Genomic DNA, 19,335 nt, shown 5'->3' with positions numbered 1-19,335 from the left:
GGACTGCCCGCTTGGTCTTAGCGTCGGCGGGCGAGGAGGTGCTAGGATACTGATCCGACCTAGGGACGGCCACTGCGGCTGTCTTGTTGAGGCCCTATTTTGGCCTTCAAAATGTTGCGCATGAACGAGCTGGCTAAAAAACAGTCTGTTACGCATCGAATTTTATTTACCGGCGCGCCCCCTGGCGCGTCGCTACCTTGAGATAGCCGTCTCCATGTTTGGTTCCAACGACGACAAGAAGACCCCAGCTGCGGCTGGCGAGAAAAAAGGCCTGTTCGGATGGCTGCGCAAAAAGCCGCAGGAAACCGTCGTCGAACAGCCGCAGGTTCAAGCCGAGCCGATCCCCGAATCCATAGTAGAAGCCGAACCGGTTGCCGAAACACCGGCCCCGGTGGTGTTGCCGATGGCCGAGCCGGTGTTGCAGCCGGTGGTTGAGGCAGAGCCAGAACCAGAACCTGCGCCTGAGCCGTGGCTGGTGTTGCCTGTGGCGGAAGAGCCCGTTGCGTTGGTTGAAGACGAGCAGGCCGAACACGTGACGCCGCCGATTCCGGCCGTTGTCGAGCCCGTGGCTGTCGTGGTTGAAGCGCCGCCTGTGGTTGAAGCGCCTGCACCGGTTGCCGCCGAGCCCGTTCCGGTCGTGGTTGCCGAGCCGGCGATCATCGAAGAGCCTGCCGCGCCCGCCGAAGTCGGCAAGACCGGCTTCTTTGCCCGCCTCAAGCAAGGCCTGAGCAAGACCAGCGCCAGCATTGGCGAAGGCATGGCCAGCCTGTTCCTGGGCAAGAAGACCATCGATGACGAGTTGCTGGAAGACATCGAGACCCGTCTGCTGACCGCCGACGTGGGCGTCGAAGCCACCGCCGTGATCATCCAGAGCCTGACCCAGAAGGTCGCGCGCAAGCAACTGACCGACGCCGATGCGCTCTACAAGTCGCTGCAGGCCGAACTGGCCAATATGCTCAAGCCGGTGGAAGCGCCGCTGGTCATCGATACGCAGAAAAAGCCGTTTGTGATCCTGGTGGTTGGCGTCAACGGCGCCGGCAAGACCACCACCATCGGCAAGCTGGCCAAAAAGCTGCAACTGGAAGGCAAGAAAGTCATGCTCGCCGCCGGTGACACCTTCCGTGCCGCCGCCGTGGAGCAACTGCAGGTCTGGGGCGAGCGCAACAAGATCCCGGTCATCGCCCAGCACACCGGCGCCGATTCGGCCTCGGTGATCTTCGACGCGGTGCAGGCCGCCAAGGCGCGCAACATCGATGTGCTGATCGCTGATACCGCCGGTCGCCTGCACACCAAAGACAACCTGATGGAAGAGCTGAAGAAAGTGCGCCGCGTGATCGGCAAGCTCGACGCCGACGCGCCCCACGAGGTGCTGCTGGTGCTGGACGCCGGTACCGGCCAGAACGCCATCAGCCAGGCCAAACAATTCCACCAGACGGTTCAGCTGACCGGCCTGGCATTGACTAAGCTCGACGGCACGGCCAAAGGCGGCGTGATCTTCGCCCTGGCCAAGCAGTTCGGGTTGCCGATTCGTTATATCGGCGTCGGTGAAGGCATCGACGACCTGCGCACTTTTGAAGCCGAACCCTTTGTACAGGCACTGTTTGCCGAGCGGGAGCGTTCATGATTCGTTTCGAACAGGTCGGTAAACGCTACGCCAACGGGCATGTCGGCTTGCATGAGCTGAGTTTCCGGGTGCGTCGCGGCGAATTCTTGTTTGTGACCGGCCATTCGGGTGCCGGTAAAAGTACCTTGTTGCGCCTGCTGCTGGCCATGGAACGCCCAACCACCGGCAAACTGCTGCTGGCGGGCCAGGACCTGGCAACCATCAGCAACGCGCAGATTCCGTTTTTGCGCCGCCAGATCGGCGTAGTGTTCCAGAATCACCAGCTGCTGTTCGATCGCACGGTGTTCAACAACATCGCCTTGCCGTTGCAGATTCTCGGCCTGTCCAAGGCCGAAATCGTCAAGCGCGTGGATTCGGCCCTGGAGCGCGTTGCGCTGTCGGACAAGACCGACCTCTACCCGGGCGACCTGTCCACCGGCCAGCAACAGCGCGTCGGCATCGCCCGCGCCATCGTGCATCGCCCGGCCTTGCTGCTGGCGGACGAACCCACCGGTAACCTTGACCCGCGCCTGGCCGCCGAAATCATGGGCGTGTTCGAAGACATCAACCGCCTGGGCACCAGCGTGCTGATCGCCAGTCACGACCTGGCATTGATCGCCCGCATGCGCCACCGCATGCTCACCCTGCAACGCGGCCGCCTGATCGGCGACGGGGAGGCTGGGGTATGAGTGCGACACGCAGCCCGAAGGTTTCCGAGCGCGTTGCGCCAAAACCGGCCGACCCGCAGCCACAGAAGAAAAAACGCGACGAAGACGACGGCCCGGACTTCGGCACCCTGGTGCACGCCTGGATTGAAAGCCACCGCGCCAGCCTGGTAGACAGCCTGCGCCGCCTGGGCAAACAGCCGATCGGCAGCTTCTTCACCTGCCTCGTCATGGCCGTGGCCTTGAGCCTGCCGATGGGGTTGTCGCTGCTGCTGAATAACGTCGAGCGCCTGGGCGGCTCGTGGCAGCGGGCGGCGCAGATTTCCCTGTACCTGAACCTGGATGCCAGCGCCAAAGACGGCGAGGCCCTGCGGGACGAGATCAAAGGCCTCCCGGGTGTGGCCGAGGCTGAATACATCAGCCGCGATCAAGCCCTGGAAGAGTTCCAGCAACAGTCCGGCCTGGGCGAGGCGCTCAAGGAGTTGCCGCAAAACCCGCTGCCGGGCGTGGTGCTGGTCACCCCGAATGAAGTCGACAAGACGACCCTGGAAGCCCTGCGACAAAAACTCGCAGAGCTGCCGAAGGTCCAGCAGGCACAACTTGATCTAGTCTGGGTAGAGCGGCTGGCCGCGATCCTCAAGCTGGGTGACCGGTTTGTGTTCGGCCTGACGGTGTTGCTGGTGTCTGCATTACTTTTGGTGATAGGCAATACCATTCGTCTTCATATTGAAAACCGCCGCACCGAGATAGAAGTGATTAAACTCGTCGGCGGCACGGACAGCTATGTGCGTCGTCCATTTCTGTACATGGGCGCGCTTTATGGCTTCGGTGCGGGGATTTTGTCCTGGGGCGTGCTGGCTTTTGGCCTGAACTGGCTGAACGACGCGGTGGTAGGGCTCGCCGGCTTGTACGGCAGTGATTTCGCCCTGGCCGGCGTGCCGGCAGCCGACGGTCTGTCATTGTTGCTTGGGGCAGTGCTCTTGGGGTATATCGGTGCTTGGATTGCGGTCGCACGGCATTTACGTGAGCTGGCGCCGAAGTAGTTAATGTCAAGGTAATGTGGTTTCGTTTGTATTGACCGTATCAGTGGTTTAGGGAACTTGTCCTACGGTTCCCGGTCAATTTTCGCAGTGCTGAACTGCACGAGTTATGTGAGTCGGAGGTTTTTTCGTATGACCACTTCTTTGCAACCTGCTTATGCTCTGGTCCCGGGTGCGAACCTGGAGGCCTATGTGCACACGGTCAACAGCATTCCATTGCTGACGCCCGAGCAGGAGCGTGAACTGGCCGAGAGTCTCTACTATGAGCAGGATTTGGGGGCGGCTCGGCAGATGGTGCTCGCCCACCTGCGTTTTGTCGTACATATCGCCCGTAGCTATAGCGGCTACGGTCTGGCCCAGGCTGACCTGATTCAGGAAGGCAACGTTGGCCTGATGAAAGCTGTAAAGCGCTTCAACCCGGAAATGGGTGTGCGCCTGGTGTCGTTTGCCGTGCACTGGATCAAGGCGGAAATCCACGAGTTCATCCTGCGCAACTGGCGCATCGTGAAAGTCGCGACCACCAAGGCCCAGCGCAAACTGTTCTTCAACCTGCGCAGCCAGAAGAAGCGTCTGGCGTGGCTGAACAACGAAGAAGTGCATCGCGTGGCCGAAAGCCTTGGCGTTGAACCCCGTGAAGTGCGCGAGATGGAAAGTCGCCTGACCGGCCATGACATGGCCTTCGACCCGGCCGCCGAAGCGGACGACGACAGCGCTTTCCAATCGCCGGCCAACTACCTGGAAGACCACCGGTACGACCCGGCGCGTCAACTGGAAGACGCCGACTGGAGCGACAACTCCAACCACAACCTGCACGAAGCGCTGGAAGTGCTGGACGACCGCAGCCGTGACATCCTCTACCAACGTTGGTTGGCAGAAGAAAAAGCCACGCTGCACGACCTGGCGCAGAAGTACAACGTGTCGGCTGAGCGGATTCGTCAGCTCGAGAAGAGTGCGATGAACAAGCTGAAACTGTCGATCGCGGCCTAAACAGCTGCGAGGTGACAAAAAAATGCCCCGATCGAGAGATCGGGGCATTTTTGTATGCGCAAGTTGCCTTACGCCCTCGTAGCAGCTGTCGAGCCTTGGCGAGGCTGCGTCAGGCGCGACGCGGTATTGAAGACTGCGGCGTGGCCCACGCAGCCTCGCCAAGGCTCGACAGCTGCTACGACGAGAATGTTGGGAGGCCGCAGTGGTGTGTCAGTCGGACCAGGGGGCTTTGCGCGAGTTGTTCAACTCATTCAGGTAACCGTCGCCACCCAACTGACTCATCTGCTGGCGAATCCACGCGGCCCGTCGCGCGACATACGACGTTGGATGGCTGGCACTCCACACCCGCGGGTTAGGCAACACCGCCGCCAGATAGCTGGCCTGCTGGCGGGTCAGCGCCTTGGCGCTCACGCCAAAGTGATGCCGCGCCGCCGCTTCGGCGCCGAACACGCCTTCATCCCACTCCACGCTATTGAGGTACACCTCAAGAATTCGCTGCTTGGACCAGAAAATCTCGATCAGCCCGGTAAACCAGGCCTCCAGGCCCTTGCGGAAATAACTGCGGCCCGTCCACAGGAACAGGTTCTTCGACACCTGCTGGCTCAAGGTGCTGGCGCCCCGAATCGAGCCGCCGCGCTCGTTATGCTGGAGTGCCGCCTGGATCGCGCCGAAGTCAAAACCCCAATGCTGCGGGAAGCGCTGGTCTTCGCCGGCCATCACCGCCACTTTCAGTTCGTCGGAGATCTGGTCCCACGGCACCCAGGTGCGCTGTACGTCAATCGGCTCGCCATCGACCCAGGACTCGACCTTGCGCTCAACCATCAGCGCGGTCCCCGGCGGCGGCACGAAACGGAACAGCAGCACCAGCAGCACACTGCCAATGGCAAACCACTTGAGGACTTTGAGAAAACGCTTGAAGAGGAGACGCAGCATAGAGATGGCTTGGCCGAACCCGTTGAGCGGGCCATTATACAGACCCTGCCCACCGAGTCTGACTGGAGTTCCTCATGTTGCGTGGCTTTCTGATGCTGGCTGCCTTTTTCGGTTTCACCGGCGTTGCCCTTGGCGCGTTTGCCGCCCACGGCCTGAAAAACCGCCTGAGCGCCGAATACCTGGCGATTTTCCACACCGGCGTGACTTACCAGTTGGTGCACACCCTGGCGCTGTTCGGCGTGGCGCTGCTGGCGGCGCATATTCCGGGCCGCCTGGTGACGTGGGCGGGCGTGTCCTTTGCCGTGGGCATCCTGCTGTTTTCCGGCAGCCTGTATGTGCTGACCATGACCGGCATCAGCAAGCTCGGCATCATCACCCCGTTTGGTGGCCTGGCGTTCCTGCTGGGCTGGTTCTTCCTGGGCCTCGCTGCGTGGCGCTTGCAGGCTGCCTGACCAAGGGGCTTGGGCCGGCAACGCCAATCACGCTAGAATGCTGGCCCCTAAAAACGATGGCGGCCCGTGGCATGCGCATTCAGTTGAACGGCGAATCCTTTGAACTGCCCGACGGTGAAACCGTTGCGGCCCTGCTGACCCGTCTGGACCTGACCGGACGCCGCGTTGCAGTGGAGCTCAACCAGGATATCGTCCCGCGTAGCCAGCACGCCGAGACCGCGCTCACCGAAGGTGACCAGGTCGAAGTGGTCCACGCCATCGGCGGCGGCTAGCCGCCCGGCGCTCAAGGGCGCCAACCCGCATTCTGCAGAACCTCACCCCATTTCGAGGATTTCCCATGAGCATCGTTCGTAGCGACAAGCCTTTCGTCCTGGCCGGTCGGACCTTCCAGTCCCGTCTACTGGTCGGTACCGGCAAGTACCGCGACATGGAAGAAACCCGCCTGGCCATCGAAGCCTCGGGTGCCGAGATCGTCACCTTCGCCGTGCGCCGCACCAACCTCGGCCAGATCGAAGGCGAGCCGAACCTGCTCGAAGTGTTGTCGCCGGATCGCTACACCTTCTTGCCGAACACGGCCGGCTGCTACGACGCCATCGAGGCCGTGCGCACCTGCCGCATGGCCCGTGAGCTGCTCGACGGCCACAACCTGGTGAAGCTGGAAGTGCTGGCCGACCAGAAAACTCTGTTCCCCAACGTGATCGAAACCCTCAAGGCCGCCGAGACCCTGGTCAAGGAAGGCTTCGACGTGATGGTCTACACCAGTGATGATCCGATCATTGCTCGTCAGTTGGCCGAAATCGGCTGCATCGCGGTGATGCCGCTGGCCGGCCTGATCGGTTCCGGTCTGGGCATCTGCAACCCGTACAACCTGCAGATCATCCTCGAAGAAGCCAGGATCCCGGTACTGGTGGATGCGGGCGTAGGCACTGCCTCCGACGCCACCATCGCCATGGAGCTGGGGTGTGATGCAGTGCTGATGAACTCGGCCATCGCCCACGCGCAGCAACCGATCATGATGGCTGAAGCCATGAACCACGCGATCGTCGCGGGCCGCCTGGCGTACCTCGCCGGGCGCATGCCGAAAAAACTTTACGCCAGCGCCTCCTCGCCGCTGGATGGTCTGATCAAGTAAGAGCCATTGATGACTGAATCAAACGAAACGCCGAACACCCTGGAAGAAGGCGACGAGTCCAAGCACCGCCGCATCAAGAGTTTTGTGATGCGCGCCGGTCGCATGACCGAAGGCCAGCAAAAGGGCCTGGAGCAGGGCACGCCGCTGTTCGTCCTGCCGCTGGTGGATGAGCCGGTGGATTACGACCAGGTGTTCGGCCGTTCGGCGCCACGCTCCCTGGAAATCGGCTTCGGCATGGGCCATTCCCTGATGGAAATGGCCGCAGCTTCGCCGGAACAGGACTTTATCGGGGTTGAAGTACACCGCCCAGGTGTCGGCGCGCTGCTTAACGGCGTGCTGACTCAAGGCCTGACCAACTTGCGGGTCTACGATTGCGACGCAATCGAAGTGCTCAACCGCTGCATCGCCGACAACAGCCTCGACCGCCTGATGCTGTTCTTCCCGGACCCATGGCACAAGAGCCGCCACCACAAGCGCCGCATCGTCCAGGCTTCCTTCGCGGAACTGGTGCGCAGCAAGCTGAAAGTGGGCGGCATCCTGCACATGGCCACCGACTGGGAACCGTATGCCGAATACATGCTGGAAGTGATGGATGTAGCCCCGGGCTACCGCAACCTGGCTGAAGACGGCAAATGCGTCCCGCGCCCGGCCGAGCGGCCGATCACCAAGTTCGAACGTCGCGGCGAGCGACTCGGGCATGGGGTTTGGGATTTGAAGTTCGAGAAGCTGGACTGATTAGCTCGAAGCCAATAACACAATCAACTGTGGGAGCTGGCTTGCCTGCGATAGCATCACCTCGGTATCACTGATACACCGAGGTGTCTGCATCGCAGGCAAGCCAGCCCCCACATTTTGTTTTGTGCTGAGTCGGCGTCAGCGGCGATCCGCCACAACCCCAATCAACACCAGCACCACCAACAGCACCGGCGCCAGGCTGTAGTTATTGAACTGGCTCAACCCGCGAACAATCCACGGCGTGGCATAGATCAACGCGGCCCCGCTGCCGATCATGCACACCAGCGCCATCAGCGGTACGCGCAGCGCACCCGCAATGCTGCCCAACCGCGCTTCGACCCAGCCCTTGATGTCGGCGCCAAACAGCACCAGCAGGCAGCCGACGAGCGCCAGGGATATTTCCGACAGGTTGCTACGGCTCCAGCGGGACACGGTGGCGAGTAGATCGAGTACCAAATCCATTCGATTTCCTTAAGAGCAATCAGCTCAAAAACTTCTGCAGCAGGTCATTGAGAAAGAGTTGCCCGCGGTCGGTGGCCGCCAGGCGTGACGGTTCGACCTGCATTAAGCCACTTTGTTCGGCATCCTTACGGGCTTCATCGAGGCTGGCCAGGTCCAGGCCGGTACGCTCCGCGTAAAGCTTCGCTTCGACACCATCGGTCAGGCGCAGGGCGTTCATCAGGAACTCGAACGGTAACTCTTCGTTGGTCAGTTCTTTCGCGCCGGCCTGGTAGTTTTTCGCCGGGTTGAGGTAGTCCTTCGGCGCCCGGGTTTTCCAGGTACGCACGATGCGCCCGTCCGGGTGGCTGAGCTTGCCGTGGGCGCCGGCACCGATGCCGATGAAGTCGCCGAAGCTCCAGTAATTCAGGTTATGCCGCGCCGGCCGGCCCGGTTGGGCGTAGGCCGAGACTTCGTACTGCGCGTAACCGTGCTCGGCGAGCAGCGCCTGGCCGGCTTCCTGGATGTCCCACAGGGTGTCGTCTTCCGGCAGCACAGGCGGCTGGTTCCAGAACACCGTGTTGGGCTCCAGGGTCAGTTGGTACCAGGATAAATGCGTGGGCTTGAGGGCGATGGCCTGGCGCAGGTCGCCCAGGGCGTCGTCCAGGGACTGATCGGGCAAACCGTGCATCAGGTCCAGGTTGAAGTTGTCGAACCCGGCCTGGCGCGCCATGCCGGCGGCACGCACGGCTTCGTCACCGTTGTGGATGCGGCCCAGGGCCTCAAGCTTTTCCTGCTGGAAACTCTGGATACCAATCGACAGCCGATTGATCCCCAGCTTGCGGTACGCCACGAACTTCTCTTGTTCGAAGGTGCCGGGGTTGGCTTCCAGGGTGATTTCGATGTCGCCGGCAAACGGGATGCGCGCTTGCACGCCCTTGAGCAGTCGGCCCAGTGCAGCAGCGCTGAACAGGCTCGGCGTGCCGCCGCCGAAGAAGATCGAACTCAGCTCACGGCCATACACCGCGTGCAGGTCCTGATCGAGGTCGGCCAGCAATGCGTCGACGTACTCTTCTTCCGGCAGCACCTTGCTGGCGGTGTGGGAGTTGAAGTCGCAATAAGGGCATTTGCGCACGCACCACGGGATGTGGATGTACAGCGCCAGGGGCGGCAGGTGAGGCAGGGCCGCCCGAGGTGTTTGCGCGCCACCGTGAATCAGTGGCTGCGCGGAGGTGTTCTGGGTCATTTCAGGCCCAGACGCTGGCGCAGCAAATCCATTGCGCGGGCGCGGTGGCTGATCTGGTTCTTGTCGGCCGGGCTCAGTTCGGCGCTGGAGACATTGCGCTCCGGCACCCAGAACAGCGGGTCATAACCAAAACCGTGTTCACCGCTGGCCGCGTGCAGGATGCGCCCGTGCCACAGGCCTTCGCACAGGATCGGCAGCGGGTCATCGGCGTGACGCACCAGGGCCAGCACGCAGACGAACTGCGCGCCACGCATCGCGTCCGGCACGTCCTTGAGGGCGTCCAGCAGCTTGGCGTTGTTGGCTGCGTCGCCTTTGCCATCGGCATAGCGTGCGGAATAGATGCCCGGCGCACCGCCCAGGAAGTCCACCGCCAGCCCCGAATCGTCGGCCAGTGCCGGCAGGCCGGAAATGCGCGCGGCATTGCGGGCCTTGAGGATGGCGTTCTCGACAAATGACAGGCCGGTCTCTTCCGGCTCTACCTGGCTGAACTCGCCAATCGAACGCAGTTGCACCGACTGGCCGAGCATGGCCTGGAGTTCTTTGAGTTTGCCAGCGTTATGACTGGCCAGTACGAGTTGTGTGAGGTTCATCATTCGGCCGGAAACAGTTCCTGGTTGAAACTGAAACCGTGGGCTTTGCCGCCGGTTTCAACGTTGATCGTGAAAATTCGTACTTCCTGCTGCGGCACGGAGTACTGGGCGAGGTAGTAAATCGCACCCTTCTCGGTGATCTGCTTGAAGGTCAGCATCTCACTCTTGCCGCTCAGGTCCTTGACCGTGCCTGTTACCTGGGCAACCACGGGCGTGACGCCCTTGATCACCGACACATTGATCACGCCCTTGTTCTTGCTGCGCACCAGCTCAACGGCCTGGGCCACATCCGGCTGCAGGAAGCTGGAGGTGAAGGTGTTGTAGTGCACGGTGATGTCGCCGAAATCTTTCTGGCGATTGGGGTCGATAACGTCCGCGGCCATGGCGCTGACGCCCAGGCAGGCAGTGAGTAGAAAAACAGCCAGGCGACTCATGATCGTCCTCCTTGAATATGGTTAGACGGCAATCTGGTGGTCCGTCAGGCCCGGGCTGCTGACCCGGTAGATCCCGATCTCACCCAACAGGTTAGGCCATAGCTTACTCGCCCAGCCGTGACGGTGCTGTTGATCGACGGCAAGGCGGTTGATGACCTTGGCATCACGCTCGCCACACAGGGCTTCGAAGTCTTCGAAGGTGCAGAAGTGGATGTTCGGCGTGTTGTACCAGGTGTACGGCAGGAAGTCCGACACCGGCATGCGGCCCTTGGTGGCCAGGTACCAGCGGCAGCGCCAGTGACCGAAATTGGGGAAGGTGATGATGCACTGGCGGCCGACGCGCAACATTTCGTCGAGGATCCGGTCCGGGTAATGCACGGCTTGCAGCGCCTGGGTCATGACCACGATGTCGAAGCTGTTGCTGGCAAAGTTGCCCAGGCCCTTGTCCAGGTCCTGCTCGATCACGTTGATGCCCTTGGCCACGCACTGGGCGATGTTGTCCGGGTCGTTTTCCAGGCCATAGCCGGTGACTTGCTTGTTGTCGCGCAGCCAGCTCAGCAGTTCGCCATCGCCGCAACCCAGGTCGAGCACGCGGCTGCCGGCGGGGATCCAGTCTTGGATGATTTCCAGGTCGGCTCTCATGGCGTTCTCACAGTGCGATTCGGTTCATGTAGTTGCTGAAGGCCTGCAGGTAACGCGGGATCGGGATCAGAAAGGCGTCATGGCCCTGCGGTGCATCAATCTCCAGGTAGCAGACGTCTTTCTTGGCGGCCATCAGTGCATCCACCAGTTCCCGCGAGCGGGCCGGGGAGAAGCGCCAGTCGGTGGTGAACGACATCACGCAGAACTTGGCGGTTGCCGCCTCGAAGGTGCGCGCCAGGTCATCGTCGAAGTTCGCCGCCGGGTCGAAGTAGTCCAGGGCCTTGGTCATCAGCAGGTAGGTGTTGGCGTCGAAACGTCCGGAAAACTCCTCGCCCTGATAACGCAGGTAGCTCTCGACCTGGAACTCGACGCTGTGGAAGTCGTAGTTGAGCTTTTCGCTCTTGAGGCCACGGCCGAATTTCTCGCCCATGGAGTCATCCGACAGGTAGGTGATGTGCCCGACCATCCGCGCCAGCATCAGCCCGCGTTTGGGGATCACGCCCGCTTCCTGGAACGAACCGCCGTGGAACTCGGGGTCGGTGAGGATCGCCTGGCGCGCCACTTCGTTGAAGGCGATGTTCTGCGCCGACAACTTGGGGGCCGAGGCGATGGCCAGGCAATGGCGCACGCGGTCCGGGTAGGTGATGGTCCATTGCAGTGCCTGCATGCCGCCCAGGCTGCCGCCGATAACGGCGGCCCATTGGGCGATGCCCAGTACGTCGGCCAGGCGCGCCTGGCTGTGCACCCAGTCTTCCACGGTCAATACCGGGAAGTCGGCACCAAACGGCTTGCCGGTTTCCGGGTTGAGGCTGCTGGGGCCGGTGGAGCCGTTGCAGCCGCCGAGGTTGTTCAGGCTGACCACGAAGAACTTGTTGGTGTCGATGGGCTTGCCGGGGCCGATGCAGCTGTCCCACCAGCCAGGCTTGCGCTCATCCATGCTGTGGAAGCCCGCAGCGTGGTGATGGCCGGACAGGGCGTGGCAGATCAGCACGGCATTGCTGCCGGTGGCGTTCAGTTGGCCGTAGGTTTCATAGATCAGGTCGTAGGCGGGCAGCGAACGGCCGCAGGCCAGGGCCAGCGGTTCGCTGAAGTGCGCCACTTGGGGCACGACCAGTCCAACAGAATCGGGGGGGAAGGCAGCTGGCATCGACCCTGCTCTCGTTTAAATGAGGCGTAAGTCTAAAGACCGCTGCACCCAGCGGCAAGCAAAGGCCGGCGGCTGGTGTTTTTAGAGTTTTTTGGGGCAAGGGAGCAAGCTCCCTTGCCTTCCAACTATCAGATCAGACCGAACAGTTCTTTGGGCATGAATGCATAGAACGCCAGACGTGGAATCACCCAGCTTTGCAGCAACTGAATCGCGATAAACGCGAAGATCGGCGAGATATCCAGGCCGCCCAGGTTCGGAATCAGGCGACGGAACGGTGCCAGTACCGGCTCAGTGATCTGCGCCACCAACTCGGCACCCGGGCTGCGGCTGCCTGGAGCGACCCACGAGAGGATTACGCTGATGATCATCGACCAGAAAATGATCTTCAAGAACAGCGAGAAGATCCCGATCAAGGCCCACGGCAGCAACAGCAGCGTGGTGGCCTGGTAGCCGTTGAGCAGCAGGATCACCGCGAACAGCAGGATCTGCAGCAGCAGCGCCAACACCAGCGACGACATGTCCAGGCCGAACAGGCTCGGGATCACCCGACGCAGTGGCTTGAGCAACGGCTGCGTAGCCTTCACCACGAATTGGCACAGCGGGTTGTAGAAGTTCGCCCGCACCAGTTGCAGGATAAAACGCATCAGCACGATCAGCAGATACAGGCTGCCCAGGGTCTGGATGATGAAAATGGCAGCGTCATTGATTCCGAGCATGTTTGATTCCTATGTTGGGGACGACTATTTGCCCAGCTGCTCGGCCATTTCGGCCGAACGATGTGCTGCGGCACCCAGTGCTTTTTCCACCAGGGCTTCAAAGCCCCCGGCCTGGAACGATTCGATGGCGGCCTGCGTGGTGCCGCCCGGCGAGGTCACGCGACGACGCAACTCGGCGGCATCGACATCGCTGCCGACTGCCATGTTCGCGGCGCCCAGGGCGGTTTGCTCGGCCAGTTGCTCGGCGATTTCGTGGGGCAGGCCCAGTTTCACGCCGGCGGCGGTCATGGCTTCGATCAGCAGGAAAAAATACGCCGGGCCGCTGCCGGACACGGCGGTGACCGCGTCCAGTTGCTGCTCCTGTTCCAGCCACAGGGCGATGCCCACGGCGGACAGCAGCTCTTGTGCCTGGTCGCGCTGCGCAGCGGTCACTTCGCGGGTGGCGTACAAACCGCTCACGCCCTTGCGCAGCAGCGCCGGGGTGTTGGGCATGCAACGCACGATCGGCTGGGCGCCCAACCAGTTGTTCATGCTGGCGCAGGTGATGCCGGCGGCGATGGACACCACCAATTGATGGGGCTTGAGGCTTGGGCGCAGGCTTTCGCACACGGCTTTCATGGCTTGCGGCTTGACCGCCAGCACCACCACGTCCACGCCTTCAATCGCTTGTGCGTTGTCGGCGAAGGTTTCGATACCGTGCTCGGCGCTGACGCGGGCGCGGGTGTCGGCGCCCGGGTCGCTGGCGCGAATCTGTTGTGCTTCCAGGCCCTTGGCCCGCAGGCCGCCGATCAGGCTGGCCGCCATGTTACCGGCACCGATAAAGGCAATACGCGTGTTGCTCATGACAGGTCCTTACTCAGATGGATGTCAGCCATTTCACGGCTGGCCGTAGTCGCGGGCACCAAACAGGGCGGTACCGATCCGCACCCAGGTGGCCCCTTGGGCGATGGCTGACTCAAGGTCATGGCTCATGCCCATGGAAAGTGTGTCGAGCGCCAGGTTCAGGCTCGCTTGCAGGTCGCGCACGGTAGCGAAGGCCGCGTCCTGTTCTGCACGGTCGTCGGTGGGCTCGGGGATCGCCATCAGGCCGCGCAGCTTCAGGCGCGGCAGGGCGCTGATGGCTTCGGCCAGGGCGGGCAGGTCGGCGGGTGTACAGCCGGACTTGCTGGCTTCGCCACTGACATTGACCTGGATGCAGATATTCAGCGGTGGCAGGTCGGCCGGGCGTTGCTCGGACAGGCGTTGTGCGATTTTCAGGCGGTCCACGGAATGCACCCAGGCGAAGTTCTCGGCGATCGCACGAGTCTTGTTCGATTGAATGGGGCCGATGAAGTGCCAACTCAAGGGCAGGTCGGTTAATTCGGCCTGTTTGCCCAGGGCTTCCTGCAGATAGTTCTCGCCAAAGTCTCGCATCCCCGCGGCATGGGCTTCGCGCACGGCGTGTGCCGGTTTGGTCTTGCTCACGGCCAGCAGGTGCACGCTATCAGCGTCGCGCTGCGAGGCCTCGGCCGCTGCACGGATCCGCTCGGAAACCAGGCTGATGTTGTCTGCTATGGTCGACATTCAAGTTGCGCCCGTGGATATGGAGTCCGCGGCATTCTACTGGAAATGGAAAGCCCTATGGATATCACTGAACTGCTGGCCGCCGGCGTGCGCCTGCGGGCCTCGGACCTGCATCTGTCGGCCGGGTTGGCGCCGATGTTGCGAGTCGATGGCGAAGTCTGGCCCTTCGACTGGCCGGTGCTCGAGCCTGCGCAAGTGGCGGAGTTGCTCAGCCCTTTACTCAACAATCAGCAGCAAAAGGATTTCGAAATATCTCTTGAAACGGATTTTGCCTTCGAGTTGCCCGAGGTGGCGCGGTTCCGGGTGAATGTGTTTCAGCAGCACCGGGGCATGGGCGCGGTGTTTCGGACCATTCCGTCAACGGTGCAAAGCCTGGAGGGCCTGGGGTTGGGCGAGGTGTTCCGGCGCATCGCAGACTTGCCCCGGGGGCTGGTGTTGGTCACCGGGCCCACCGGTTCAGGCAAGTCCACGACCCTGGCAGCGATGATCGATTACCTCAATACCCATCGCCGCCAGCACATCCTCACCCTTGAGGATCCGATCGAGTTCATCCACCAACCGAAAAATGCCCTGATCAACCAGCGGCAGGTGCATCGCGACACCCACAGTTTCTCGACCGCCCTGCGTTCGGCATTGCGGGAGGACCCGGATGTGATTCTGGTGGGGGAATTGCGCGACCTCGAGACTATCCGCCTGGCGCTGACAGCGGCGGAAACCGGGCATCTGGTGTTTGGCACGTTGCACACCACGTCAGCGGCGAAAACCGTGGATCGGGTGGTGGACGTATTTCCGGCCGGGGAAAAGGCCATGGTCCGCTCGATGCTCTCGGAGTCATTGCAGGCGGTGGTGTCCCAGGTGCTGGTGAAGAAAGTCGGCGGCGGGCGGGTGGCGGCTCACGAAATCATGCTCGGCACGCCGGCAATCCGTAACCTGATCCGCGAGGACAAGGTGGCGCAGATGTACTCGGCGATCCAGACCGGCGGGGCGCTGGGGATGACGACGCTGGATATGAGCTTGAAGGCGTTGGTCAGCCAGGGGCTGATCAGCCGGGAGCATGCCCGGGAGAAGGCGAGGGTGCCTGGGGATATTTGAGATCGCTTGGACGATGAACATTTAATGCAGGACTGGCTTATGTGGGAGCCGGGCTTGCCCGCGATGCAGGCACCCCGGTGTATCAGTCACACCGCGGTGATGCTATCGCAGGCAAGCCAGCTCCCACACAAGCCCGCTCACCACAGCAAGCCAGCTCCCACATCAGCCTCAGATCAGCGCTGCACAATCCGCAGATTATTCTGTTCTTTAGGCAGGACACGCTTGGCAATCACGTAGTTCTTGTCCCAGAACGGCTTCTTCAGCGTATCGATGCTGACCGCTTTGCCACGACGCGGTGCGTGGATGAAGCGGTCGTTGCCCAGGTAGATGGCAACGTGGTTCACCTGGCGGCTCTTCAGTTTGAAGAACAACAGGTCACCCGGCTTCAAATCCTTGCGCTCAACCTTCAGCCCGTGGCCAGCGGCCATGGCGTTGGAGGTGCGCGGCAAATCCACGGCTTTTACGTCGTTAAACGCATATTTCACCAAACCGCTGCAGTCGAACCCTTTACTTGGGCTGCTGCCGCCCCAACGATAAGGAGTACCGAGCACGTTAACGGCGCGGCTGAGGACGTTGCTGCTTTGCTTGGTGTTGACGGCCATCAGCCCTGGAGCTGTTTTACCGTGGGCCTTGCTCAGTTGAGTCGGGCGCTTCACGGTCAGCTTTACCGATTTGGCGGAGCTGGTGGCAGCGTGAGCTTTAGGGGTGAAACCGTTAACTTCTGGAAGACGTTGCTCACGATTGGTGGCGTGGGCGGCCAGTGGCATTAATAGGCAAATGGTTAGCCATGTCTTGAAAAATGGTCGCATTAGGCGTGGCTCTTTTTGGTTTGCGCGCAACTTTATAACAGCTTTTTGTGTCTTTCTCAGGCCGTTTGTCGACTGAACCTTGGGGTCAAATTCAGGAAAATCGTGACGAATTGCCGCGATTGTCCTACACAAGTCAGGCGGTACAAGGCTTTGAGGGATGCGAAGATACCATTTGCCGCATGTCGGGCGCCCGTAAAAAAGTCACAAAGAAACCAGAAATATTTATCTATCGAGGCAAAAGAGGTACTCCATGAACACCTATCGACAGGATGTTTCGCAACAAGACACCCACAGCAAGGTGATCGGTTACCTGCTCTGGATTTTCGGTTTTACCGGTGCTCACCGCTTTTATTACGGCAAACCGGTGACCGGGACGATCTGGTTTTTCACCTTCGGTTTGCTCGGGATTGGCTGGCTGATCGACTTGTTCCTGATTCCGGCGATGGACCGGGAAGCGGACCTGCGATTTACCGCTGGCCCCATTGAGTACAACGTGGCCTGGATCCTGTTGGCGTTCCTGGGGGTGTTCGGTTTGCACCGCATGTATCAGGGCAAATGGATCAGCGGGATCATTTACCTGCTGACCGGGGGTTTGTTCCTGATCGGCGTGCTGTACGACTTCTGGACGTTGAATACGCAGATTTCGATCCGCAATGCCGAGCGGCTTGGCGGCCGCTAAGCACGTGAACCCAATCAAGTGTAGGAGCTGGCTTGCCTGCGATGCGGGCACCTCGGTGTATCTGATGTACCGAGGTGATGCTATCGCAGGCAAGCCAGCTCCTACATTTGGCCGTGCCCACATTAGAGGTGCGAGGGGTCAAGCCTGGTAGCTGATCCGCCCATCCACCAGCGTGTACCGCACCGTCGCCGGCAGGCTATGGCCGATGAACGGGCAGTTCTCGCCCTTGGACAGCCACTGCTCCCCGGCAATCGTGGAGCTGGCCGGGTCAAACAGCACAATATCCGCCGCCGAACCCACCGCCAGCTTGCCCGCCGGCAGGCGCAGCGCCTCGGCAGGGCCCGCACTGAGACGCGCCAGCAGCGTCGGCAGGTCCAGCAAACCATCTTCCACCAGCGTCATCGCCAGCGGCAGCAGCAGCTCGACACTGCTGATGCCCGGCTCTGTCGCGCCGAACGGCGCCAGCTTGGCATCCCGCTCGTGAGGCTGGTGATGGCTGGAAATCGCCGAAACCACCCCGGCCTTCACCGCCGCCCGCAAACCGTCACGGTCAGCGCGAGTGCGCAATGGCGGCTGCACGTGATACAGGCTGGAGAAGTCGATCAGCGCCTCATCCGTCAAAATCAACTGATACAACGCCACGTCCGCCGTCACCGGCAAACCGCGGGCTTGCGCCTGGGCGATCAGGGCCACGCCCCGGGCGCTGGTCAACTGGCTGAAGTGTGCGCGTACGCCGCTTTGCTCCACCAGCAACAGGTCCCGGGCCAGGGCCACGGTCTCGGCGGTTTCCGGGATGCCCGGCAAGCCGAGGAAGCTTGCGGTGGCGCCTTCGTGGGCCAGGCCGCCTTCGGCCAGGTCACGGTCCTGGGAGTGGAAAATCACCGTCAGGTCGAAGGTCGCTGCGTATTCCAGCGCACGGCATAGGGTACGGGTGCTGCGAAAGCTCTCCAGGCCGTTGCCGAAGGCCACGCAGCCGGCATCGCGCAAGGCGATCAGCTCGGCCAGTTGTTCGCCGTCCAGGCCTTTGCTCAGGGCGCCGATAGGGAACACTTTGCAGTTGCCGGCTTCGCGGGCGCGGTCCAGGATCAGCTCGGTCACGGCCGAGGTGTCCAGCACCGGTTTGGTGTGGGGCGGGCAGCACAGGCTGGTGACGCCACCGGCTGCGGCGGCGCGGGTTTCGCTGGTGATGTTGCCTTTGCGGCTGTAGCCCGGCTCGCGCAGGGCGACGTTCAGGTCCACCAGCCCGGGCGCGGCGATCAGGCCTTTGGCGTCGATGGTTTCACTGGCGCTGAAGCCTGCGGGTGCGGCGCCGATGGCAATGATCTTGCCGGCTTCCAGGTGCAGATCGGTGACTTGATCCAGGCCGCTGGCCGGATCGATGACTCGGGCGCCGAGAATGCTGAGCTTCACTGGGCGTTCTCCTGCTCGAATTGACGTTGTGCGGTTTGCCCGCTCATGGCCATGGACAACACGGCCATGCGGATGGCGATGCCGTACGTAACCTGGTTGAGGATCACCGACTGCGGGCCATCGGCCACTGCCGACTCAATCTCCACGCCACGGTTGATCGGCCCCGGGTGCATCACGATGGCGTCCGGCTTGGCGCCGGCCAGGCGGGCGGTGGTCAGGCCGAACAGGCGGTAGAACTCGCCCTCGCTCGGCAACAGGCCGCCGGCCATGCGCTCGCGCTGCAGGCGCAGCATGATCACCACGTCCACATCCTTCAGGCCTTCGGTCATGTCGGTGTAGACCTTCACGCCGTATTGCTCGATGCCGACCGGCAGCAGGGTCTTGGGGGCGATCACGCGGATGTCCGGGCAACCCAGGGCCTTGAGGGCCAGCATGTTCGAGCGTGCGACCCGCGAGTGCAGGATGTCGCCGACGATAGCCACCGAGAGGTTTTCAAAGCTGCCCTTGTGCCGACGGATCGTCAGCATGTCGAGCATGCCCTGGGTCGGGTGGGCGTGGCGGCCGTCGCCGCCGTTGATGATTGCCACGTTCGGGCACACGTGCTCGGCGATGAAGTGCGCGGCGCCGGAGTCGCCGTGGCGCACCACGAACATGTCGGCGGCCATGGCTTCCAGGTTGCGCAGGGTGTCGAGCAGGGTTTCGCCCTTGCTCGCCGACGAAGTGGACACGTTCAGCGTGATCACGTCAGCCGACAGGCGCTGGGCCGCCAGCTCAAAGGTGGTGCGGGTGCGGGTCGAGTTCTCGAAGAACACGTTGCAGATGGTCTTGCCACGCAACAACGGGACTTTTTTCACCGCCCGGCCACCGACTTCGAGGAACGAGTCGGCCGTGTCGAGGATTTCGGTGAGCAGTTCGCGGGGCAAGCCGTCGAGGGACAGGAAGTGTTGCAGCTGGCCCTGAGCATTGAGCTGCAGCGGGCGCTTGGCATCTAGAGGCGTCATCGCGGGGACTCTTTACAAGGC

23 protein-coding genes are annotated in these 19,335 nt (G+C 61.9%); 10 read left to right on the top strand and 13 right to left on the bottom strand.

Features of this window, described 5'->3' with window-relative positions:
• The first annotated feature begins 214 nt into the window (after nt 1–214).
• The 4 genes from ftsY (at nt 215) to rpoH (ending at nt 4,295) form a co-directional block, all read left to right on the top strand.
• Nucleotides 215–1,624: a signal recognition particle-docking protein FtsY gene (gene ftsY, locus M2400_RS01210; RefSeq protein WP_259195559.1), complete on the top strand. Its 1,410-nt coding sequence runs from the start codon at nt 215–217 to the stop codon at nt 1,622–1,624.
• Nucleotides 1,621–2,292, top strand: coding sequence for a cell division ATP-binding protein FtsE (ftsE, locus tag M2400_RS01205; protein WP_003213784.1), 672 nt, complete (start codon nt 1,621–1,623; stop codon nt 2,290–2,292). The genes ftsY and ftsE overlap by 4 nt, the downstream gene beginning before the upstream one ends.
• On the top strand, nt 2,289–3,311 hold the full coding sequence (gene ftsX, locus M2400_RS01200; protein ID WP_177043863.1) for a permease-like cell division protein FtsX: 1,023 nt from the start codon (nt 2,289–2,291) through the stop codon (nt 3,309–3,311). Before ftsE ends, ftsX begins: the two co-directional genes overlap by 4 nt.
• 129 nt (nt 3,312–3,440) lie before the next feature.
• Nucleotides 3,441–4,295: an RNA polymerase sigma factor RpoH gene (rpoH, locus tag M2400_RS01195; protein WP_003176698.1), complete on the top strand. Its 855-nt coding sequence runs from the start codon at nt 3,441–3,443 to the stop codon at nt 4,293–4,295.
• 210 nt (nt 4,296–4,505) lie between these two features.
• Here the strand turns inward: rpoH and mtgA are convergent, their stop codons facing one another.
• Nucleotides 4,506–5,228: a monofunctional biosynthetic peptidoglycan transglycosylase gene (mtgA, locus tag M2400_RS01190; protein WP_177043864.1), complete on the bottom strand. Its 723-nt coding sequence runs from the start codon at nt 5,226–5,228 to the stop codon at nt 4,506–4,508.
• A 74-nt stretch (nt 5,229–5,302) separates the two neighbouring features.
• On the opposite strand from mtgA, the gene M2400_RS01185 reads away from it, so the two are divergent.
• From M2400_RS01185 to trmB, 4 genes are all read left to right on the top strand, one after another.
• Nucleotides 5,303–5,680: a DUF423 domain-containing protein gene (locus tag M2400_RS01185; RefSeq protein WP_003213781.1), complete on the top strand. Its 378-nt coding sequence runs from the start codon at nt 5,303–5,305 to the stop codon at nt 5,678–5,680.
• A 71-nt stretch (nt 5,681–5,751) separates the two neighbouring features.
• Nucleotides 5,752–5,952 (top strand): sulfur carrier protein ThiS, encoded by a 201-nt coding sequence (gene thiS, locus M2400_RS01180; RefSeq protein WP_010167710.1) that lies wholly within the window; start codon nt 5,752–5,754, stop codon nt 5,950–5,952.
• Nucleotides 5,953–6,017: 65 nt separating this feature from the next.
• Nucleotides 6,018–6,812, top strand: coding sequence for a thiazole synthase (locus M2400_RS01175; RefSeq protein WP_259195560.1), 795 nt, complete (start codon nt 6,018–6,020; stop codon nt 6,810–6,812).
• Between the two features lie 9 nt (nt 6,813–6,821).
• Nucleotides 6,822–7,547: a tRNA (guanosine(46)-N7)-methyltransferase TrmB gene (trmB, locus tag M2400_RS01170; protein ID WP_259195561.1), complete on the top strand. Its 726-nt coding sequence runs from the start codon at nt 6,822–6,824 to the stop codon at nt 7,545–7,547.
• A gap of 138 nt (nt 7,548–7,685) precedes the next feature.
• On the opposite strand, the gene M2400_RS01165 is transcribed toward trmB, so the two are convergent.
• The 9 genes from M2400_RS01165 to M2400_RS01125 form a co-directional block, all read right to left on the bottom strand.
• Entirely contained in the window at nt 7,686–8,009 is a 324-nt protein-coding gene (locus M2400_RS01165) for a DUF3392 domain-containing protein (RefSeq protein ID WP_003213776.1), read from the bottom strand.
• Between the two features lie 19 nt (nt 8,010–8,028).
• Nucleotides 8,029–9,231 (bottom strand): radical SAM family heme chaperone HemW, encoded by a 1,203-nt coding sequence (hemW, locus tag M2400_RS01160; RefSeq protein ID WP_259195562.1) that lies wholly within the window; start codon nt 9,229–9,231, stop codon nt 8,029–8,031.
• Nucleotides 9,228–9,824 (bottom strand): RdgB/HAM1 family non-canonical purine NTP pyrophosphatase, encoded by a 597-nt coding sequence (gene rdgB, locus M2400_RS01155; protein WP_177043868.1) that lies wholly within the window; start codon nt 9,822–9,824, stop codon nt 9,228–9,230. Before rdgB ends, hemW begins: the two co-directional genes overlap by 4 nt.
• Nucleotides 9,821–10,255 carry a DUF4426 domain-containing protein gene (locus tag M2400_RS01150; RefSeq protein WP_010167700.1) on the bottom strand — a complete coding sequence of 145 codons (435 nt, stop codon included), beginning with the start codon at nt 10,253–10,255 and terminating at the stop codon, nt 9,821–9,823. The genes rdgB and M2400_RS01150 overlap by 4 nt, the downstream gene beginning before the upstream one ends.
• 21 nt (nt 10,256–10,276) lie before the next feature.
• Complete coding sequence (metW, locus tag M2400_RS01145) at nt 10,277–10,897, bottom strand: methionine biosynthesis protein MetW (RefSeq protein WP_010167698.1); 621 nt, start codon at nt 10,895–10,897, stop codon at nt 10,277–10,279.
• A 7-nt stretch (nt 10,898–10,904) separates the two neighbouring features.
• On the bottom strand, nt 10,905–12,044 hold the full coding sequence (locus M2400_RS01140; protein WP_026077845.1) for a homoserine O-acetyltransferase: 1,140 nt from the start codon (nt 12,042–12,044) through the stop codon (nt 10,905–10,907).
• 128 nt (nt 12,045–12,172) lie between these two features.
• The gene (locus M2400_RS01135) at nt 12,173–12,760 is read right to left on the bottom strand and encodes a YggT family protein (RefSeq protein ID WP_177043870.1); all 588 of its coding nucleotides are present in this window, start codon (nt 12,758–12,760) and stop codon (nt 12,173–12,175) included.
• Between the two features lie 24 nt (nt 12,761–12,784).
• Nucleotides 12,785–13,603 (bottom strand): pyrroline-5-carboxylate reductase, encoded by an 819-nt coding sequence (gene proC / locus M2400_RS01130; protein WP_010167692.1) that lies wholly within the window; start codon nt 13,601–13,603, stop codon nt 12,785–12,787.
• Between the two features lie 33 nt (nt 13,604–13,636).
• On the bottom strand, nt 13,637–14,323 hold the full coding sequence (locus M2400_RS01125; protein WP_177079246.1) for a YggS family pyridoxal phosphate-dependent enzyme: 687 nt from the start codon (nt 14,321–14,323) through the stop codon (nt 13,637–13,639).
• 57 nt (nt 14,324–14,380) lie between these two features.
• Here M2400_RS01125 and M2400_RS01120 point away from each other — a divergent pair, with 57 nt between their 5' ends.
• Nucleotides 14,381–15,415: a type IV pilus twitching motility protein PilT gene (locus tag M2400_RS01120; RefSeq protein WP_259195563.1), complete on the top strand. Its 1,035-nt coding sequence runs from the start codon at nt 14,381–14,383 to the stop codon at nt 15,413–15,415.
• 173 nt (nt 15,416–15,588) lie between these two features.
• Here M2400_RS01120 and M2400_RS01115 read toward each other — a convergent pair whose 3' ends face one another.
• Entirely contained in the window at nt 15,589–16,224 is a 636-nt protein-coding gene (locus M2400_RS01115; protein WP_177043889.1) for a C40 family peptidase, read from the bottom strand.
• Nucleotides 16,225–16,474: 250 nt separating this feature from the next.
• Here M2400_RS01115 and M2400_RS01110 point away from each other — a divergent pair, with 250 nt between their 5' ends.
• The gene (locus tag M2400_RS01110; RefSeq protein ID WP_177043873.1) at nt 16,475–16,903 is read left to right on the top strand and encodes a TM2 domain-containing protein; all 429 of its coding nucleotides are present in this window, start codon (nt 16,475–16,477) and stop codon (nt 16,901–16,903) included.
• A 138-nt stretch (nt 16,904–17,041) separates the two neighbouring features.
• On the opposite strand, the gene M2400_RS01105 is transcribed toward M2400_RS01110, so the two are convergent.
• Together M2400_RS01105 and M2400_RS01100 are read right to left on the bottom strand one after the other, a co-directional pair.
• Nucleotides 17,042–18,313 (bottom strand): dihydroorotase, encoded by a 1,272-nt coding sequence (locus M2400_RS01105; RefSeq protein ID WP_259195564.1) that lies wholly within the window; start codon nt 18,311–18,313, stop codon nt 17,042–17,044.
• Complete coding sequence (locus M2400_RS01100) at nt 18,310–19,314, bottom strand: aspartate carbamoyltransferase catalytic subunit (RefSeq protein WP_177112488.1); 1,005 nt, start codon at nt 19,312–19,314, stop codon at nt 18,310–18,312. The genes M2400_RS01105 and M2400_RS01100 overlap by 4 nt, the downstream gene beginning before the upstream one ends.
• Nucleotides 19,315–19,335 lie beyond the last annotated feature (21 nt).

The organism is Pseudomonas sp. BIGb0558 (assembly GCF_024807515.1).
Taxonomy (GTDB): Bacteria; Pseudomonadota; Gammaproteobacteria; order Pseudomonadales; family Pseudomonadaceae; genus Aquipseudomonas; species Aquipseudomonas yamanorum_A.
The sequence above is the reverse complement of the archived record's forward strand: the minus strand, read 5'-3'. Positions and strand labels throughout refer to the sequence as shown.

What these genes read in the sequence shown, in the direction of transcription:
- ftsY (WP_259195559.1), top strand. Translation starts at nt 215, where the DNA reads ATGTTTGGTTCCAACGACGACAAGAAGACCCCAGCTGCGGCTGGCGAG.
- ftsE (WP_003213784.1), top strand. Translation starts at nt 1,621, where the DNA reads ATGATTCGTTTCGAACAGGTCGGTAAACGCTACGCCAACGGGCATGTC.
- ftsX (WP_177043863.1), top strand. Translation starts at nt 2,289, where the DNA reads ATGAGTGCGACACGCAGCCCGAAGGTTTCCGAGCGCGTTGCGCCAAAA.
- rpoH (WP_003176698.1), top strand. Translation starts at nt 3,441, where the DNA reads ATGACCACTTCTTTGCAACCTGCTTATGCTCTGGTCCCGGGTGCGAAC.
- mtgA (WP_177043864.1), bottom strand. Translation starts at nt 5,228, where the DNA reads ATGCTGCGTCTCCTCTTCAAGCGTTTTCTCAAAGTCCTCAAGTGGTTT.
- M2400_RS01185 (WP_003213781.1), top strand. Translation starts at nt 5,303, where the DNA reads ATGTTGCGTGGCTTTCTGATGCTGGCTGCCTTTTTCGGTTTCACCGGC.
- thiS (WP_010167710.1), top strand. Translation starts at nt 5,752, where the DNA reads ATGCGCATTCAGTTGAACGGCGAATCCTTTGAACTGCCCGACGGTGAA.
- M2400_RS01175 (WP_259195560.1), top strand. Translation starts at nt 6,018, where the DNA reads ATGAGCATCGTTCGTAGCGACAAGCCTTTCGTCCTGGCCGGTCGGACC.
- trmB (WP_259195561.1), top strand. Translation starts at nt 6,822, where the DNA reads ATGACTGAATCAAACGAAACGCCGAACACCCTGGAAGAAGGCGACGAG.
- M2400_RS01165 (WP_003213776.1), bottom strand. Translation starts at nt 8,009, where the DNA reads ATGGATTTGGTACTCGATCTACTCGCCACCGTGTCCCGCTGGAGCCGT.
- hemW (WP_259195562.1), bottom strand. Translation starts at nt 9,231, where the DNA reads ATGACCCAGAACACCTCCGCGCAGCCACTGATTCACGGTGGCGCGCAA.
- rdgB (WP_177043868.1), bottom strand. Translation starts at nt 9,824, where the DNA reads ATGATGAACCTCACACAACTCGTACTGGCCAGTCATAACGCTGGCAAA.
- M2400_RS01150 (WP_010167700.1), bottom strand. Translation starts at nt 10,255, where the DNA reads ATGAGTCGCCTGGCTGTTTTTCTACTCACTGCCTGCCTGGGCGTCAGC.
- metW (WP_010167698.1), bottom strand. Translation starts at nt 10,897, where the DNA reads ATGAGAGCCGACCTGGAAATCATCCAAGACTGGATCCCCGCCGGCAGC.
- M2400_RS01140 (WP_026077845.1), bottom strand. Translation starts at nt 12,044, where the DNA reads ATGCCAGCTGCCTTCCCCCCCGATTCTGTTGGACTGGTCGTGCCCCAA.
- M2400_RS01135 (WP_177043870.1), bottom strand. Translation starts at nt 12,760, where the DNA reads ATGCTCGGAATCAATGACGCTGCCATTTTCATCATCCAGACCCTGGGC.
- proC (WP_010167692.1), bottom strand. Translation starts at nt 13,603, where the DNA reads ATGAGCAACACGCGTATTGCCTTTATCGGTGCCGGTAACATGGCGGCC.
- M2400_RS01125 (WP_177079246.1), bottom strand. Translation starts at nt 14,323, where the DNA reads ATGTCGACCATAGCAGACAACATCAGCCTGGTTTCCGAGCGGATCCGT.
- M2400_RS01120 (WP_259195563.1), top strand. Translation starts at nt 14,381, where the DNA reads ATGGATATCACTGAACTGCTGGCCGCCGGCGTGCGCCTGCGGGCCTCG.
- M2400_RS01115 (WP_177043889.1), bottom strand. Translation starts at nt 16,224, where the DNA reads ATGCGACCATTTTTCAAGACATGGCTAACCATTTGCCTATTAATGCCA.
- M2400_RS01110 (WP_177043873.1), top strand. Translation starts at nt 16,475, where the DNA reads ATGAACACCTATCGACAGGATGTTTCGCAACAAGACACCCACAGCAAG.
- M2400_RS01100 (WP_177112488.1), bottom strand. Translation starts at nt 19,314, where the DNA reads ATGACGCCTCTAGATGCCAAGCGCCCGCTGCAGCTCAATGCTCAGGGC.